Source organism: Tangfeifania sp., assembly GCF_055108615.1.
Genome location: NZ_JBSQIC010000003.1, coordinates 42,508 through 56,919, shown reverse-complemented (window position 1 = coordinate 56,919; position 14,412 = coordinate 42,508). Strand labels below are relative to the sequence as shown.

At 43.2% G+C, this 14,412-nt stretch carries 16 protein-coding genes; 6 read left to right on the top strand and 10 right to left on the bottom strand.

Annotation, left to right across the window (positions count from 1 at the left end):
* Nucleotides 1-19: 19 nt before the first annotated feature.
* From ACTCNA_RS01225 to ACTCNA_RS01205, 5 genes are all read right to left on the bottom strand, one after another.
* Nucleotides 20-781 (bottom strand): succinate dehydrogenase/fumarate reductase iron-sulfur subunit, encoded by a 762-nt coding sequence (locus tag ACTCNA_RS01225; protein WP_462946073.1) that lies wholly within the window; start codon nucleotides 779-781, stop codon nucleotides 20-22.
* A 77-nt stretch (nucleotides 782-858) separates the two neighbouring features.
* Complete coding sequence (locus tag ACTCNA_RS01220) at nucleotides 859-2,799, bottom strand: fumarate reductase/succinate dehydrogenase flavoprotein subunit (RefSeq protein WP_462946072.1); 1,941 nt, start codon at nucleotides 2,797-2,799, stop codon at nucleotides 859-861.
* Nucleotides 2,800-2,819: 20 nt separating this feature from the next.
* On the bottom strand, nucleotides 2,820-3,497 hold the full coding sequence (locus ACTCNA_RS01215) for a succinate dehydrogenase cytochrome b subunit (RefSeq protein ID WP_462946071.1): 678 nt from the start codon (nucleotides 3,495-3,497) through the stop codon (nucleotides 2,820-2,822).
* Nucleotides 3,498-3,674: 177 nt separating this feature from the next.
* Nucleotides 3,675-4,580 (bottom strand): GTP-binding protein, encoded by a 906-nt coding sequence (locus tag ACTCNA_RS01210; RefSeq protein ID WP_462946070.1) that lies wholly within the window; start codon nucleotides 4,578-4,580, stop codon nucleotides 3,675-3,677.
* A 75-nt stretch (nucleotides 4,581-4,655) separates the two neighbouring features.
* The gene (locus tag ACTCNA_RS01205) at nucleotides 4,656-5,093 is read right to left on the bottom strand and encodes a homocysteine S-methyltransferase family protein (protein ID WP_462946124.1); all 438 of its coding nucleotides are present in this window, start codon (nucleotides 5,091-5,093) and stop codon (nucleotides 4,656-4,658) included.
* A 94-nt stretch (nucleotides 5,094-5,187) separates the two neighbouring features.
* Between ACTCNA_RS01205 and ACTCNA_RS01200 the strand changes: the two genes are divergently transcribed.
* Nucleotides 5,188-6,543 carry a GntT/GntP/DsdX family permease gene (locus ACTCNA_RS01200; RefSeq protein ID WP_462946069.1) on the top strand — a complete coding sequence of 452 codons (1,356 nt, stop codon included), beginning with the start codon at nucleotides 5,188-5,190 and terminating at the stop codon, nucleotides 6,541-6,543.
* Nucleotides 6,544-6,572: 29 nt separating this feature from the next.
* Nucleotides 6,573-6,776, top strand: coding sequence for a GNAT family N-acetyltransferase (locus ACTCNA_RS01195; RefSeq protein ID WP_462946068.1), 204 nt, complete (start codon nucleotides 6,573-6,575; stop codon nucleotides 6,774-6,776).
* 10 nt (nucleotides 6,777-6,786) lie between these two features.
* On the opposite strand, the gene ACTCNA_RS01190 is transcribed toward ACTCNA_RS01195, so the two are convergent.
* Nucleotides 6,787-6,960 (bottom strand): hypothetical protein, encoded by a 174-nt coding sequence (locus ACTCNA_RS01190; protein WP_462946067.1) that lies wholly within the window; start codon nucleotides 6,958-6,960, stop codon nucleotides 6,787-6,789.
* 17 nt (nucleotides 6,961-6,977) lie between these two features.
* On the opposite strand from ACTCNA_RS01190, the gene ACTCNA_RS01185 reads away from it, so the two are divergent.
* From ACTCNA_RS01185 to ACTCNA_RS01175, 3 genes are all read left to right on the top strand, one after another.
* Nucleotides 6,978-7,148 (top strand): hypothetical protein, encoded by a 171-nt coding sequence (locus tag ACTCNA_RS01185; protein ID WP_462946066.1) that lies wholly within the window; start codon nucleotides 6,978-6,980, stop codon nucleotides 7,146-7,148.
* Nucleotides 7,145-7,891, top strand: coding sequence for a hypothetical protein (locus tag ACTCNA_RS01180; protein WP_462946065.1), 747 nt, complete (start codon nucleotides 7,145-7,147; stop codon nucleotides 7,889-7,891). The genes ACTCNA_RS01185 and ACTCNA_RS01180 overlap by 4 nt, the downstream gene beginning before the upstream one ends.
* 302 nt (nucleotides 7,892-8,193) lie before the next feature.
* Nucleotides 8,194-8,760 carry a peroxiredoxin gene (locus ACTCNA_RS01175; protein WP_462946064.1) on the top strand — a complete coding sequence of 189 codons (567 nt, stop codon included), beginning with the start codon at nucleotides 8,194-8,196 and terminating at the stop codon, nucleotides 8,758-8,760.
* Here ACTCNA_RS01175 and ACTCNA_RS01170 read toward each other — a convergent pair.
* The 4 genes from ACTCNA_RS01170 to ACTCNA_RS01155 form a co-directional block, all read right to left on the bottom strand.
* Nucleotides 8,757-10,115 carry a DNA recombination protein RmuC gene (locus ACTCNA_RS01170; RefSeq protein WP_462946063.1) on the bottom strand — a complete coding sequence of 453 codons (1,359 nt, stop codon included), beginning with the start codon at nucleotides 10,113-10,115 and terminating at the stop codon, nucleotides 8,757-8,759. The genes ACTCNA_RS01175 and ACTCNA_RS01170 overlap by 4 nt on opposite strands.
* A gap of 80 nt (nucleotides 10,116-10,195) precedes the next feature.
* Nucleotides 10,196-11,278 (bottom strand): 3-oxoacyl-ACP synthase III family protein, encoded by a 1,083-nt coding sequence (locus ACTCNA_RS01165; protein WP_462946062.1) that lies wholly within the window; start codon nucleotides 11,276-11,278, stop codon nucleotides 10,196-10,198.
* A 27-nt stretch (nucleotides 11,279-11,305) separates the two neighbouring features.
* Nucleotides 11,306-12,052 carry a UDP-2,3-diacylglucosamine diphosphatase gene (locus tag ACTCNA_RS01160; RefSeq protein WP_462946061.1) on the bottom strand — a complete coding sequence of 249 codons (747 nt, stop codon included), beginning with the start codon at nucleotides 12,050-12,052 and terminating at the stop codon, nucleotides 11,306-11,308.
* Between the two features lie 43 nt (nucleotides 12,053-12,095).
* Nucleotides 12,096-13,253 (bottom strand): thioredoxin-like domain-containing protein, encoded by a 1,158-nt coding sequence (locus tag ACTCNA_RS01155; RefSeq protein ID WP_462946060.1) that lies wholly within the window; start codon nucleotides 13,251-13,253, stop codon nucleotides 12,096-12,098.
* 222 nt (nucleotides 13,254-13,475) lie between these two features.
* On the opposite strand from ACTCNA_RS01155, the gene ACTCNA_RS01150 reads away from it, so the two are divergent.
* Nucleotides 13,476-14,411, top strand: a complete 936-nt coding sequence (locus tag ACTCNA_RS01150) for a bifunctional riboflavin kinase/FAD synthetase (RefSeq protein WP_462946059.1) — start codon at nucleotides 13,476-13,478, stop codon at nucleotides 14,409-14,411.
* Nucleotide 14,412: the final 1 nt, after the last annotated feature.

The window sequence follows — 14,412 nt, the reverse complement described above, 5'->3', positions numbered from 1 at the left end:
TTTCACCTGTATTTTTGTTCTATTCGCTGAATCTTGCGGAAAGATACTCACGGTTCAACCGGGCGATGTTGGTAATTGAAATGCTTTTGGGGCACTCCACTTCGCAGGCACCGGTATTGGTACAGCCGCCAAATCCAAGTTCATCCATTTTGGCCACCATTTTTCGGGCCCGGCTTTTAGCTTCCACTTTCCCTTGCGGAAGTTTGGCCAGGTGCGAAACTTTCGCTGAAACAAACAGCATTGCCGATGAATTTTTACATGTGGCCACACAGGCACCACAACCGATACAGGCAGCAGCATCCATCGATTCTTCAGCATCGTCGTACGAAACCGGAATTGTATTGGCATCGGGTACTCCTCCTGTGTTCACTGAAATGAATCCACCGGCTTGAAGAATTTTTTCGAAGGCAGTGCGGTCAACCACCAAATCTTTAATAACCGGGAAAGCTGCTGCCCTCCACGGTTCAATGGTAATTGTTTCGCCGTCTTTAAATTTGCGCATGTGCAACTGGCAGGTTGTTACCTCAGTGTCAGGGCCGTGCGCCCGTCCGTTGATAAAAAGGCTGCAGGTTCCGCAAATGCCCTCACGGCAATCATGATCAAATGCAATTGGGTCTTTGCCTTCTTCTATCAGGTTATTATTTAAAATATCAAGCATCTCGAGGAAGGATGAACCTGTGGAGATATTTTCGATGGTATAGGTTTCGAACCTGCCTTTGTCCTGGGCATTGTTTTGTCGCCAGACTTTTATATTGAGTTTTTTCAGAATTTTATCTGCCATAATTAATATGATTTTGAAGCCCCACCTAACCTCCCCAAAGGTTAGGAATCATCCCCCTTCGGGGGATTGAGGGGGCTTTATTTATAACTTCTTTGTGTCAACTTCACGTTCTCAAACACCAAATCTTCTTTGTGTAATACCGGCTCTTTGCCTTCCCCTTTGTACTCCCAACAGGAAACATAAGTAAATTTTTCATCGTCGCGTTTGGCTTCGCCGTCTTCGGTAACCGATTCTTCGCGGAAGTGCCCGCCGCACGATTCATTTCTGTCGAGTGCGTCGTGTGCCATCAGTTCACCAATATCGAGAAAATCGGCCACACGCCCTGCCTTTTCAAGCTCCGGATTAAGGTTATTCAGTTCGCCCGGAATTTTAACATCTTTCCAGAACTCTTCCCGAATTTCCTTAATCATCTCAATTGCTTTCTTCAGTCCTTCGGCATTACGCGACATTCCAACGTAATCCCACATCACATGGCCCAGTTTTTTGTGGAAATAGTCAACCGGTTTCGAACCTTTTATATTGAATAATTTTTCAATTCTGCCGGTTACTGCTTTTTCTGCTTCTTCAAATTCCGGAGCATTGGTATCGGCTTTGGGAGTAAGAATTTCGTCGGCGAGATAATCGCCAATGGTGTAGGGCAATACAAAATAACCGTCGGCAAGGCCCTGCATCAGAGCTGAAGCCCCCAGCCGGTTGGCTCCGTGATCAGAGAAGTTGGCTTCACCAATGGAGTATAACCCCGGAACTGTGGTCATCAGGTTGTAATCGACCCACGTTCCGCCCATTGAATAGTGAATTGCCGGATAAATCATCATGGGTTCTTTGTACGGGTCAACATCGGTAATTTTTTCATACATCTGGAAAAGATTTCCGTAACGGGCTTTTATCACATCTTTTCCGAGCCGCTCGATGGCATATTTAAAATCGAGGTAAACGGCTTTTCCTTCGGCATTCACACCAAAACCGGCATCGCACCTTTCTTTGGCAGCACGCGATGCAACATCCCTCGGAACAAGGTTTCCATAAGACGGATATCTTCTTTCCAGATAAAAATCACGATCGTCTTCCGGAATATCGTTTGGCCCGATTTCACCTTTACGCAGTTTCTCTGCATCTTCCTTCTTTTTGGGTACCCACACGCGGCCATCGTTACGCAACGATTCGGACATCAGCGTGAGTTTCGACTGCTGATCGCCGTGAACCGGGATACAGGTTGGGTGAATCTGCACAAAACAAGGATTCGACATCATAGCGCCTTTTTTATAGCATTGCCAGGCTGCCGAACCGTTACTTCCCATGGCGTTGGTAGAAAGGAAAAATACATTCCCGTAACCGCCGGTGGCCACAACCACTGCATGAGCGCCAAATCGTTTGATCTCGCCGCTTACCAGATCGCGTGCAATAATTCCGCGGGCTTTGCCGTCAATTTTTACCACATCCAGCATTTCGTGACGACTGTACATTTCGACATTTCCTTTTGAAATTTGCCGGTTCAGTGCCTGATAGGCTCCTAACAACAATTGCTGACCGGTTTGTCCTCTTGCATAAAAAGTACGGCTTACCAGCACACCGCCAAAAGAGCGGTTATCGAGCAAGCCTCCGTACTCCCGGCCAAAAGGTATTCCCTGCGCCACGCACTGGTCAATAATATTTGGAGAAACTTCTGCTAACCTGTAAACATTGGCCTCCCGGGCTCTGTAATCACCACCTTTAATGGTATCGTAAAATAACCGGAACACTGAATCATTGTCGTTCTGATAGTTTTTTGCGGCATTGATACCACCCTGTGCAGCAATGGAGTGTGCACGGCGCGGGCTGTCCTGGTAGCAAAATGCTTTTACTTTATACCCCAGCTCGGCAAGTGAGGCAGCCGCGGAAGCGCCACCCAGTCCGGTTCCGACTACAATAATTTCAAGTTTTCTTTTATTGGCGGGGCTAACAACTTTTATGTTCGATTTGTGTTTGTTCCACTTTTCAGCCAAAGGCCCTTCGGGTATTTTTGAATCTAATATGCTCATATACAAATCCTTTTTCAGGTTTAAAATTTAATAAGGAAGTACAATGGAATTATTGAAAATCCAACTGCAATAATAACTGCATAAATTTTCCCAATAACCTGCAGCCTGCTCATCCATTGTTTATTACTCAATCCCAGTGTATGGAAGGCCGACCAGAATCCGTGTGAAAGGTGGAATCCCAGTAATATTCCCCCAAGTACATAAATAATATCATGAATGATACTTGTTTTAAATAAGCCTGCAACCAGGCTGTAAGTATCTTCCATGTGTTCGCCGTTAATGGTAATTTCCTGCACTCCACCGGTAAAACGAATTACCCAGTAAAAATTAATAATATGGATAATTAAAAATACCAGGACCAATGCTCCCAAAACAAGCATATTCCGTGAGGTCCATGTACTTGCAACTGCAGATTTTTTCTGGTTATATTTAACGGGCCTTGCTTTCCAGTTTTGATATTCAAGAAAAAATGACCAGATAATATGCACCAAAAAACCAAGCCCCAACAGTGGTTCTATTATCCGGATTAATGGATTGGTAACCATAAAATGGGCAGCTATGTTAAACAGTTCTCCGCTATCGTCAAATATCAGCAATAAATTTACCGAAAGATGGACAGCTAAAAACATAACCAAAAAGAGCCCTGAGATGCTCATTATAAACTTCCTGCCAATTGATGCAGTTAAAAACTTGCTCATAAATAATCTTTTTAATTAAATCGTGTTGACATCAATATTTCGCACAAAAGTAGCCGAACCGCCTCTTTACACAAAAAAGTTTCTACCAAAATAGCTAATTTAAATTGTTTCTAAGAATTTCTGTTGTGAATAATTACGACCCGGATATGGAGCCACGAATAAAATTCAAACTAATGTTTAAATCCTGGCATATTCCCTGAAAGAACGGTTCCATTCCCTGATATTAAATTGATTGGTCAGAGCAACTAATTCGGTGTTCCCAAAATAATTTTCCAGACTACTAATTTCCACTTTCTCAAATGTGCAATGTACTGCCAGTGTTTTGCCATCTTTTGTGTTAACAAATCCTTTAATCCGGTAAGATTGGGGCGCCCATTTTTCTAAAAAGGCACGCAGCTGCTCAGTGACCATCTTTCGCCCTGATTTTAATACCATTGAATTAATTTCCGGTCGTGCCATTGGCTCATTTTTATCGAAATAAAATTTTGAAACAGCTGTTTTTTGTGGATCGAAATCAATATTGCAGTAACTTGTTTTTTTAATTTCAGCAAAAGGGTTTAGTTTCTTAATTTCATTCTCAAGATGGTTTAGATTATCGCTAACCAAATCCGTTTTGTTGATTATAACAACATCTGCCATCCTCATTTGCTGGTTCACCCGCTGTTTCATCAATCCGGTTTTTTCATAATTCGGAGCATCGACGATACACCAGTTGGATGCAAGAAATAATTTTTCACCAAGCTTACCGGTTGACAGCACCTCTGAAATGGAAGTTGTATCAGAAAGCCCGGACACCTCGATAATTAATACATCGGGCTGGTTCTCATCAATAAATTTTCCCAGTGAACGGGTAAAATCGCCCATCTGGCAAACACAAAAAACCGACCCATTATTAATTTCGAGCAGCCGAAAATCTTTTCCTGAATTTTTCAATTCAACCCCGTCAATGTTGGAAGGCGCAAATTCATTCTGAATAATTCCAAGTTTATATTTTTCTGAATATAAATCAATAATCCGTTTCAGGAAGGTTGTTTTTCCGCTTCCCAAAAACCCGGAGATGATATGGAACGGTATCTTTTTCATTTCTTTCTGTCATTCCAACAAAGGGGGGAATCTGCTTCAATTCATAAGATTTCGCTTTCGCTGGAATGACAATCTTTAATTCATTTGATTAATCGTTTCGCGAACCCTGGAAATATGCACCGGGGTGGTCCCGCAACATGCACCAATCACTTTGGCACCGGCGGCAATAATTTTTGGAACGATTGCTGCCATTTCATCCGGTGTTTCGGGGAAAACTGTTTCGCCGTCCTCGTAAACAGGCATTCCGGCGTTGGCGTGTATAAGAATCGGAATGTCAGGATTTGTCTTGCGAATTTCTTTCACAATACCCACCATTCCGGCTATTCCGTTGCCGCAATTGGCACCAATCAGTTCGGCTCCGGTATCGGTTAAGATTTGGATCAACTCAGTTGGTGAAACACCCATCATGGACCGGAATTCACCGGTAACCGTTTTTTCGAAGGTCATGGTGTAAAGGTGCAAATGCAATTTTTTGTTTTTCTCACTCAAAAATACACACATTCCTTTTAACAGGAAACAGTATTCAGTAAAAATGATATATTTCGTTCAAATTTGAAAAAATGCGGTTAAATTCTAACTTTAAACCCAAATCCTAAATCTGATAAATATGGCCACACCTGTACTAATCCTTATTGTTATTTCGGCTGTTGCGCTGCTGCTCTTCATGGTATTAAAGCTCAAAATCAGCGCTTTCATTTCGCTTTTAATTACGGCCATTTTTGTAGGAATTGCATCGGGAATGCCGCTCACCTCGATAACCCAGTCCATTCAGGATGGCATGGCCGGCACCCTCGGTTTTGTGGCTACCGTGGTTGGGCTGGGCGCCATTTTCGGACAAATGCTGGAAAGCTCGGGCGGAGCGGAATCACTGGCTCATTACCTCGTAAAAAAATTCGGAAAGGATAATGCCTCGTGGGCAATGGTGATTACCGGTTTTGTAGTGGCCATCCCGGTTTTCCTGGACGTAGGGTTCATCATCATTGTCCCCATTATATACGCTTTATCGCGCGACACGAAACGTTCGCTATTGTACTACGCCATTCCGTTGCTGGCAGGGTTGGCCGTTACACACAGTTTTATTCCTCCCACACCGGGCCCGGTTGCCGTGGCCGATATCATCAACGCCCAGCTGGGGTGGGTCATTCTGTTCGGTATAATTCTCGGATTTCCAACAGCGGTAATCGCCGGGCCAATCTGGGGAAAATACATCTCAAAAAAAATATACCTGAAACCGCCGTTCGATTTCGATAAAGAGCCACAGGAAGTTGATCCCAAAAATTTTCCGCCATTCAGCTTAATCGCCCTGATTGTTTCTATCCCGCTGCTGCTTATTCTTGTAAATACATTTACCGGCCTCGCAGTGGAAAAAAATTACATTGCCCAATCCACTTTTACCGACATTCTCGAATTTATCGGCCACCCGTTTTCGGCGCTGATAATTGCCACGCTGATAGCCACCTATTTTTTGTGCATTAAACGCGGCATGGGGAAACAAAAAATTCTCGACCTCAGTACCAAAGCACTTGGACCGGCCGGAATTATTATTTTGATTACCGGTGCCGGGGGAGTTTTAAAAGAAATTCTTGTTGACAGCGGAATTGGAAAAATTATGGCTGAATCGATGTCCAATTCTGCATTACCTCCAATTTTACTGGCATGGCTTCTGGCAGCAGTTGTACGCGTAACCCAGGGGTCGGCAACTGTGGCCATGATTACAGCAGCCGGAATTATAGCACCTGTTATAAATGAATTTGGCCTGAACGATCCACAGCGCGCACTGGTGGTGCTGGCCATTGCTTCGGGTGCCACTTTGCTTTCGCACGTAAACGACAGCGGTTTCTGGCTGGTGGGAAAATATCTGGGAATGAACGAAAAACAAACACTGCAAAGCTGGACGGTGATGGAAACAATTATTGCGGTTTGCGGACTGGCTTTCACGTTGCTGGCAAGTCTGATTTTTTAAAATAAAATCAAAAAAAAAGTGTAAAACACATGATGGCATTCGAATTCAAACATTTCAACGAGTTATCGAACCTCGAACTTTACGATCTTCTGCAACTAAGAGCAGAAATATTTGTAGTGGAACAAACCTGCATTTACAATGACCTCGACGGTCTGGATAAGGTGGCAACCCACTTGATTGTGGAAAATGACAATAAAATTATTGCCACTTCCCGACTTTTAAAACTTCGTTGAGCCGATTCACCTACAACAACCTGTCGTTACTCAGCAACAGCCACCCAACGATTTGAAACAAAATTGAAAACATTGAAAGTTTTAAACGAAAAAGCCCGGGGCTGGCCATGGTCATGTCGGCAGTAATTCCCGGCAGCGGCTTAAATTTTTTGGTGTTAATTGGTGGAATTGGCGTAATAACCATTTATATTTGGCAGTCGTATGTTTTTTTGGGATGCCATTTTATCGATGAGCTCGGGGTATTACCGGTACTACTCCGGAGGCATTAAAAATGCCAAAAGCCTGGCCCTCGACAAAATTGCACGCGAAAGGGAAATAGCCTTTCAGAAAATCATGCAACTGGTTGAAAAAAATATTTCGGACACAGAATGAACATACGCATTTTAATAACACTACTTATTCTCACAACGGCAATCTCAGTGGGATTTTCATCCCCCAAAGAGACTGCTGTTGATACCGTTTTTACGCTTATTTACAATCAGCAATACCAGGAAGCCGACTCATTTCTGGAGGCATCGGGAAACGAATTTGACTCATTTTATACCGATATTTTAAAACTGGACCTCTACTGGTGGAAATTTGTTACAACCCGCTCTTCGGATGACTCGCGGCAACTGCACCAGCTGCTCAAAAACTTCAGCGCAGCCGACAACACCAAAAAACTGGATTACCGGCTAAAAGAGCTCATTACTTTGTCGTACAGGGTGCGGTACGAGTTTAAACGATTTAATATTCCCGGTGCCCTGTTTTTTCGTTCAAAAATTAAAAATTTGCTTGCTGAACTGAACCAGGAAAAGCTTCCGTTTTCGGAGAACAGGCTGAAGCTGTTTGACCTTTATAACGAATTGTTTGCCTACTTCGACAATGTTGTCAACCCTTTTTTTATTGAAAGCAAACGCATTGAACGCGAAAACGCACTGATTAAAATTGAAAAATTCACACACGACGATGATTTAATTGTGGCAACACTTGCCCGCTATTTTTTGGGAAGGATTTACATGAGTATTGAAAACGACCCTGCAGCCGCCCGTAAATATTTCCGGATTCTTTCAACCCAATATCCAGGAAACATCCATTTTTCGGAATATTTTGCCACCTGCAACGAAAAAGCTTAATTCCACAACTGAAAATGTGTGCTCACTTTCCGGAAGGTGTCCTTGTGACAAACCGGACAGGTAGCATTTTTCAGCCGGTGAATATTGGTGAGTTTCAACCGCGACCGGCACTTGCTGCACCTGAACTCACTTTTATCGTACTGAAATTTATCCTGACCTTCAACCCCTTGTGCATTTCAAACCAATTTATTCAAACTTCATTTAAAATTTACTGCGACTGTTCTTTAAGGATTTATTTCAACTTCAAAACTTTTTGCTCATTCAACTGTATTTATTAGTGTTCAAACTAAAAGTCAAAAAACATGAAAACATTCATATTTGCATTACTGCTTGCTATTCCGTTCGTTGCTGTTTCACAAAATAATGACGGGCTTAAAATCGGCGATAAAGTCCCCTCGTTTGAAGCTACAGCCGACGATGGCAGCACCTGGAAAATTAAAAACCATGTTGGCGAAAATTACCTGGTGGTTTATTTCTACCCGGCAGCCATGACAGGTGGTTGCACAGCACAGGCTTGTTCGTACCGCGACCTGAGCAGCGCGCTTGAATCGGAAGATGCTATGGTAGTTGGCGTGAGTGGCGACAATGTGGAAGGATTGCAGTTTTTCAAGGAGGCGCACAACCTCAACTTCACGCTGCTTTCTGATGAAACAGGAGAAATTGCCCGGCTTTTTGGTGTACCTGTTCGCGATGGCGGAACATTCAACAGCGAGTTTAACGGCCAGGAGTTTGAGCTGGAAAGAGGAGTGACCACCAGCCGCTGGACATTTATCATCGACAAAAACGGGAAAGTGGTTTATAAAAACGATCAGGTTGATGCCTCGAAAGATACCGAAGAAGTTTTATCCTTCCTGAAAAACAACCCCTAATCTTCGAGTAAATTTTTGGGAAGCTCTTTTGAAGCTTTGGCACCCAGTGATTTTAGCTTTTCGGTAGAACGGACAAGATTTCCACGTCCTTCAGATAACTTGTTCATGGCATCATTATAACTGTTTTGGGTAAACCGCAGGTTGGTCCCGATTTTTTCCATATCGCCAATAAAATTCACGAATTTATCGTAAAGTGCCCCGCCCTGCCTTGCAATTTCGAGCGCATTGCGGGTCTGGTTTTCCTGCTGCCAGATGGAAGCAATGGTACGCAGTGTGGCCAGCAAAGTTGACGGGCTCACAATCACCACCTTTTGGTCCCAGGCAAATGAGAACAACTCCTGATCTTGCTGTACAGCCAGGCTGAATGATGCTTCAATGGGAATAAACAGCAGCACAAAATCGGGAGAATTCAGTTTTCGTGCCGACTGGTAATGCTTTTCGCTCAATCCTTTAATGTGAGCTTTCAAACTGATGAGATGTTCTTTGATGTGTTTTGCCTGCTCTTCTTCAGTAAGTGCATTCACAGCCCGTTCGTAGGCAATGAGCGAAACTTTGGAGTCGATGATAATGTGCTTGTTGTCGGGCAGGTTGATTACAATATCGGGCTGAATGCGTTTGCCATCGTCTGAAAAATCGCTGAATTGTTTCTGGTACCCCTGCTCTCCTTCATTCAGCCCAGAGCGTTCTAAAATACGTTCCAGAACCACTTCGCCCCAGTTGCCCTGCTTCTTCACATCGCCTTTCAGCGCTTTGGTAAGGTTGCCGGCTTCTTCGCTGATACGGGCATTCAGCTCGTACAATTTTTTCAGCTCGGCACGCAGGTCGGTTTGGTCTTTCAATCCCTTTTGGTAAGTGTCGTCCACTTTCTTTTCAAACAACTGGAGTTTTTCTTTCAGCGGATTTAGCACTTCGCCAATATTTTTCTGGTTGGCAGCGGTAAATTTCTCACTGTTTTTCTCCAGGATTTTGCCTGCAATATTTTCAAATTCAGTTGTGAATTTCTTTTGGATTTCTTCCAGCTCGGCTTTTTGTGTGTCCAACTTTTCCTTCAGGTTCAGGTATTCGGCATTTGCTTTTTCCAGACGGCCCACCAGTTGGGTGTTTTCTTCCCTTTTGGTTTCAAGTTCTTTTTTCCAGGCTTCGGTTTCCGTTTTCAGGGAGTTAAAGCGATCTTCCCAGACAAACTGTTGCTTTTCGGCCTCATATTTTTCAGTTTCCAGTTTCTTCTCCTCTTCCTGGAACTGACTTTTAATACCTTGAATTTTTTTCTGGTTTTTGAAAATAAAAAAAACAGAAGCCGCCAGTCCGCCTGTTACGATTCCAATAACAAGGAATACCATGGTAATTACATCCATCAGGCAAAATTTTGTGTTGTTAAAAACGGCAATTTAACCAAAACTGGTCGTTTTTTACACTTTTTCTGCCTGAGAATAATTTACCATTTATAAACAATGGAATTGATATTCATTCCGGCCCCCACCGAGCAAAGGACGATATAATCACCGGGATTAATTTCCTGATCCTCAATTTTCCCTTTCAAAACCAGATCGAGCAAAGTGGGCACTGTGGCTGTCGATGAGTTCCCCAGGCCCCTAATACTCATGGGCATAATACCTTCCGGAATATTTTTTACGCCATAAAGTTTGAACAGGCCACTCAGGATGGCTTCGTCCATTTTTTCGTTGGCCTGGTGAATTAATACTTTTTTGATGTCGGCTAATTCAAGGCCGGCTTTTTCAATACTGTCTTTTACAACTCCCGGAACATTTTTAATGGCGTAAATATACAGCTTGTGCCCCGCCATTTTAACCCAGAACTCGTCACCTTCCAGGCTGGGATTGTTTGACGGTCCAAGTGTAAGCAAATGGGCATGCGAAACTGAATCGGAGCGACTGGAGTGCGAAAGGATCCCAGTTGGCTCGTCGCTTTCAACGGCTTCAACTATTGTAGCACCTGCGCCGTCGGCATAAATCATTGAATCGCGATCGTGCGGGTCAGAAATGCGGGACAATACATCGGCCCCCACCACCACGCCGCGTTTCATAAAGCCGCTTTTAATGAAGGCATCGGCCACAATCATTCCCTGTGTCCAGCCGGGGCAACCCGAAATCACATCGTGGCAAATAGACGAAGGATTTTCAATTTTCAATTTCATTTTCACCTTGTTAGCAAGGCCGGGCAAAATATCGCTGCGCACGTTCCCTTCGTAGATATCGCCGAAATTATGGGCAACAATAATAAAATCGAGGCTTTCTTTTGAAATTCCTGCCGTTTGGCAGGCATCTTCCACAGCAATGGCTGCAATGTCAGAAGTCACCTGATCGCTGGCTACATAACGGCGCTCCTCAATATTTGTTATTTCATGGAATTTCCGGATGATTTCCTCATTCGGCTTGTCAATTAATTGCTTGCTTGCAGCATCATAAAATTCATTCCCAAGAAAATGGGTATTTTTAATCTTCCGCGGAGGAAGATAACTTCCTGTTCCAATTATCCGTGTATAAACTTCCTTTGCCATAATATTCAACTTCTCAACTAACCTCGATTAATGAAATTTGTTCAACTTAAACTCATCGCCATCAAAAACGCCGTAAGAGAAATTTGTAATCCAGTCGCCAAGTAAAATAAACCTGGCCCCATTTTCAAGCTCCTCATTAGCCATTTGATGACGGTGCCCAAATATAAAATAATCTGCCCACTCCTTCTCCAAAAAATTTCGGGCAAATTTATACATACTCTCATTCTTAACCTTAAATTCTTCTTTGAGGTCGATTTTTGATAACCGGCTCGACTCAGACCAGCGATGTGCAATGTTAAATGCAAAATTCGGATGCAGGCGTGAAAACAACCATTGCAGTTTTCGGCTCACAAAAATTTTTTTCAGCATCAGGTAGCCCTTGTCCTCGGGATCGAGCCCGTCGCCATGGGCAATTAAAAATTTTTTGCCCCTGATTGTGGTTATGAATTCATTGCGGTGAACAATCATTCCAACTTCAGTGGGCAGGTAATCGAACACCCAAAGGTCGTGGTTTCCGGTAAAAAAATGAACGGGCACCCCTCTGTCAGCAATATCGGCAAGCCGCCCTAAAATTCGCGTAAAACCGCGTGGGACTACCTTCCGGTACTCGAACCAGAAGTCGAAAATATCGCCAACAAGATAAAGCTCGCTTACATCGTCTTTAATAAAATCGAGCCATTTTGCAAAAAGCTGTTCGCGTTCACGGTTGTTGTTGAGCGCCGGTGCCCCCAAATGCACATCGGAAACAAAATATATTTTTCCTTTTTCTGACAAGACAAAATAGTGTTCAAAATTGATTTTACAAATTTTCCGGCATTTAATTGAGCAGCCTGGAAAGTGCCCTGTCCAACGCCAGTCCTTTAAGGTCTTTAGCAATTATCTCGCCCTCTTCGTTGAGCAGGTAATTGTAAGGCACAGTTTGAACATTGTAGTTCCGCACCGCCTGTTTGCTGCCTTCCATATCGCCCACATTAATCCAGCTCAGTCCATCCTTGTCAATGGCATCAACCCATTCAATCCGGTTATCGTCAACACTCACCTGATAAATTTCAAACCCTTTGTTTTTATATTTTTTGTAGGCCGCAACGAGGGCCTGGTTTAAAATTCGCGAATCACGGTTGACTGCCGCCCAGAATTGCAGCAATACAACTTTGCCGCGTAACGACGAAAGTGCAATTTCTTCCCCTTCGGGTGTGGGCAACACAATTTCGGGACTGTTTTCGCCCTGTTCCTGAATTAATTTCTGTAACCGGGCACTTTGGTCATTTTTTAACAACTGCACAGTATTTTGGTACAGTGCCTTTACATGTTCCGATTCCGGGTAAATGGAATTAAGGGCAGAGGCCGCTACCCGCATGGTTTGCAAATCGTTTATCACGTAATTTTGCTCGCCAAATTTTTGGTACAACGCCAAAACACTGGCCATTGAAAAAGGATTATCCATCACAAACTGCGTGGAAAATTCCACCTGCTCCTCTCTGATTTTCCGGGCTTCCTCTTCCCATTGGGCTTTCATTTCCGGGTAATCAGGATTTCCTTTGTATAAATTATGTAGCGATTGCAGCGAATCGAGTTTCTTTTGCGTGGAATTGAGATGATCGGTGAGTTTTTTCACCTGCACCGAGCCGGTAGAACCCTCCACGTGGTAATCGCGTTCAAAGTTTACAGCATCTGCAGTAACAATCACTTCATCAAGCGAATCAATCAGCAGCGTAATAAACTTGTTGTCGCTAAGTTTAAGCAAATAATACGAAGGAATATTGGTGGTGCCTTTAAATTTAAACTCTCCATTTTTGTCAATTTTAGCTGAGTCGAGAGGTTGTGTGGAAGAAACCAATAATTTTTCTAAGTAAATGGTTTCCCCTTCGGCGTGTGAAACTTTTCCGCTTACAGTAAACCGGTTTTCATCTTTGGCACAACCTGCCAATAAAATTCCTGCAACAAACATTGCAATTAATAACCTACTGATTTTCATATCCAGTTTTTGATTTTAAGAGGCGTAAAATTAACAATTTCCAGTTTTTTATGATTATCAAACCGCGAAAATAACATATTTTAACCCGCATAACCGTACACATGCAAAAATTAATTGAAACCAATTATTCCGGTTAAAGAATTTTGTGAGAAAGTTTTTTTCGCAATTTTTGTAACGGATTATCGCTGAAAAAATTTTATGTTCATCGAAAAGCAGTAAACAGTGAAAGTATATCACAACATAAACAACTTTGAAGCAAAGAACCCGGTAGTTACCATCGGTACCTTCGACGGGGTTCATTTGGGGCATCAGAAAGTAATTGCCCGGTTGAAAGAATTTGCCCGCAAACATGACGGCGAATCGGTTATTTTTACGTTCCACCCCCACCCCCGGCTGGTTACGGCACCAAACGAAGGCAACCTCCGCCTGCTTACTACCATTGAAGAAAAAAAGCAGCTATTTGAAAAGTCGGGAATCGATCACCTGATTGTTTACCCCTTTACCAAATCGTTTTCGGAGTTAAGCTACAGCAGTTTTGTAAAAAATATACTGGTTGACAAATTAAAAACCCGATGCCTGGTGGTGGGGTACGATCACCGGTTTGGCAAAAACCGCGAGGGAAGTTTTGAATACCTGAAAGAGTGTGCAAAAAGCTACAATTTTAAAATTGAAAAACTGGATGCCCTGTTGGTTGACGAAGTTCACGTGAGCTCCACCCGTATTCGCAACGCCCTTGAGGATGGAGACATTAAACTGGCCAACAAATTTCTCGGATACCGTTTTACTTTGCACGGCACTGTGGTGGAAGGGCAGCGAGTAGGACGCAAAATGGGTTTTCCCACGGCCAACATCGAGGCGTCCGATCCGAACAAACTCATTCCGGGTTACGGTGTTTATGCGGTTGAAATTATTCTTTCGGAAAAAAAATACAGTGGAATGCTGAATATTGGCACCCGCCCCACTTTTAACAACAATGCCGACAACCGCAGCATTGAAGTGCATATTTTCAATTTCTCGGGTGATATTTACAACAAAGAAATTACATTGATTTTTGAAGCAAAAATAAGAGACGAAAAAAAGTTCAGCGGACCTGAAGCTTTGGTGGAACAACTTAAAAAAGACAAAGAAACTGCTTTGAAAATTCTTGCCGAAAACTAAT

Excerpts from the sequence above, each read along its gene's own strand:
- ACTCNA_RS01225 (WP_462946073.1), bottom strand. The coding sequence starts at position 781 with ATGGCAGATAAAATTCTGAAAAAACTCAATATAAAAGTCTGGCGACAA.
- ACTCNA_RS01220 (WP_462946072.1), bottom strand. The coding sequence starts at position 2,799 with ATGAGCATATTAGATTCAAAAATACCCGAAGGGCCTTTGGCTGAAAAG.
- ACTCNA_RS01215 (WP_462946071.1), bottom strand. The coding sequence starts at position 3,497 with ATGAGCAAGTTTTTAACTGCATCAATTGGCAGGAAGTTTATAATGAGC.
- ACTCNA_RS01210 (WP_462946070.1), bottom strand. The coding sequence starts at position 4,580 with ATGAAAAAGATACCGTTCCATATCATCTCCGGGTTTTTGGGAAGCGGA.
- ACTCNA_RS01200 (WP_462946069.1), top strand. The coding sequence starts at position 5,188 with ATGGCCACACCTGTACTAATCCTTATTGTTATTTCGGCTGTTGCGCTG.
- ACTCNA_RS01195 (WP_462946068.1), top strand. The coding sequence starts at position 6,573 with ATGATGGCATTCGAATTCAAACATTTCAACGAGTTATCGAACCTCGAA.
- ACTCNA_RS01190 (WP_462946067.1), bottom strand. The coding sequence starts at position 6,960 with ATGGTTATTACGCCAATTCCACCAATTAACACCAAAAAATTTAAGCCG.
- ACTCNA_RS01185 (WP_462946066.1), top strand. The coding sequence starts at position 6,978 with ATGTTTTTTTGGGATGCCATTTTATCGATGAGCTCGGGGTATTACCGG.
- ACTCNA_RS01180 (WP_462946065.1), top strand. The coding sequence starts at position 7,145 with ATGAACATACGCATTTTAATAACACTACTTATTCTCACAACGGCAATC.
- ACTCNA_RS01175 (WP_462946064.1), top strand. The coding sequence starts at position 8,194 with ATGAAAACATTCATATTTGCATTACTGCTTGCTATTCCGTTCGTTGCT.
- ACTCNA_RS01170 (WP_462946063.1), bottom strand. The coding sequence starts at position 10,115 with ATGGATGTAATTACCATGGTATTCCTTGTTATTGGAATCGTAACAGGC.
- ACTCNA_RS01165 (WP_462946062.1), bottom strand. The coding sequence starts at position 11,278 with ATGGCAAAGGAAGTTTATACACGGATAATTGGAACAGGAAGTTATCTT.
- ACTCNA_RS01155 (WP_462946060.1), bottom strand. The coding sequence starts at position 13,253 with ATGAAAATCAGTAGGTTATTAATTGCAATGTTTGTTGCAGGAATTTTA.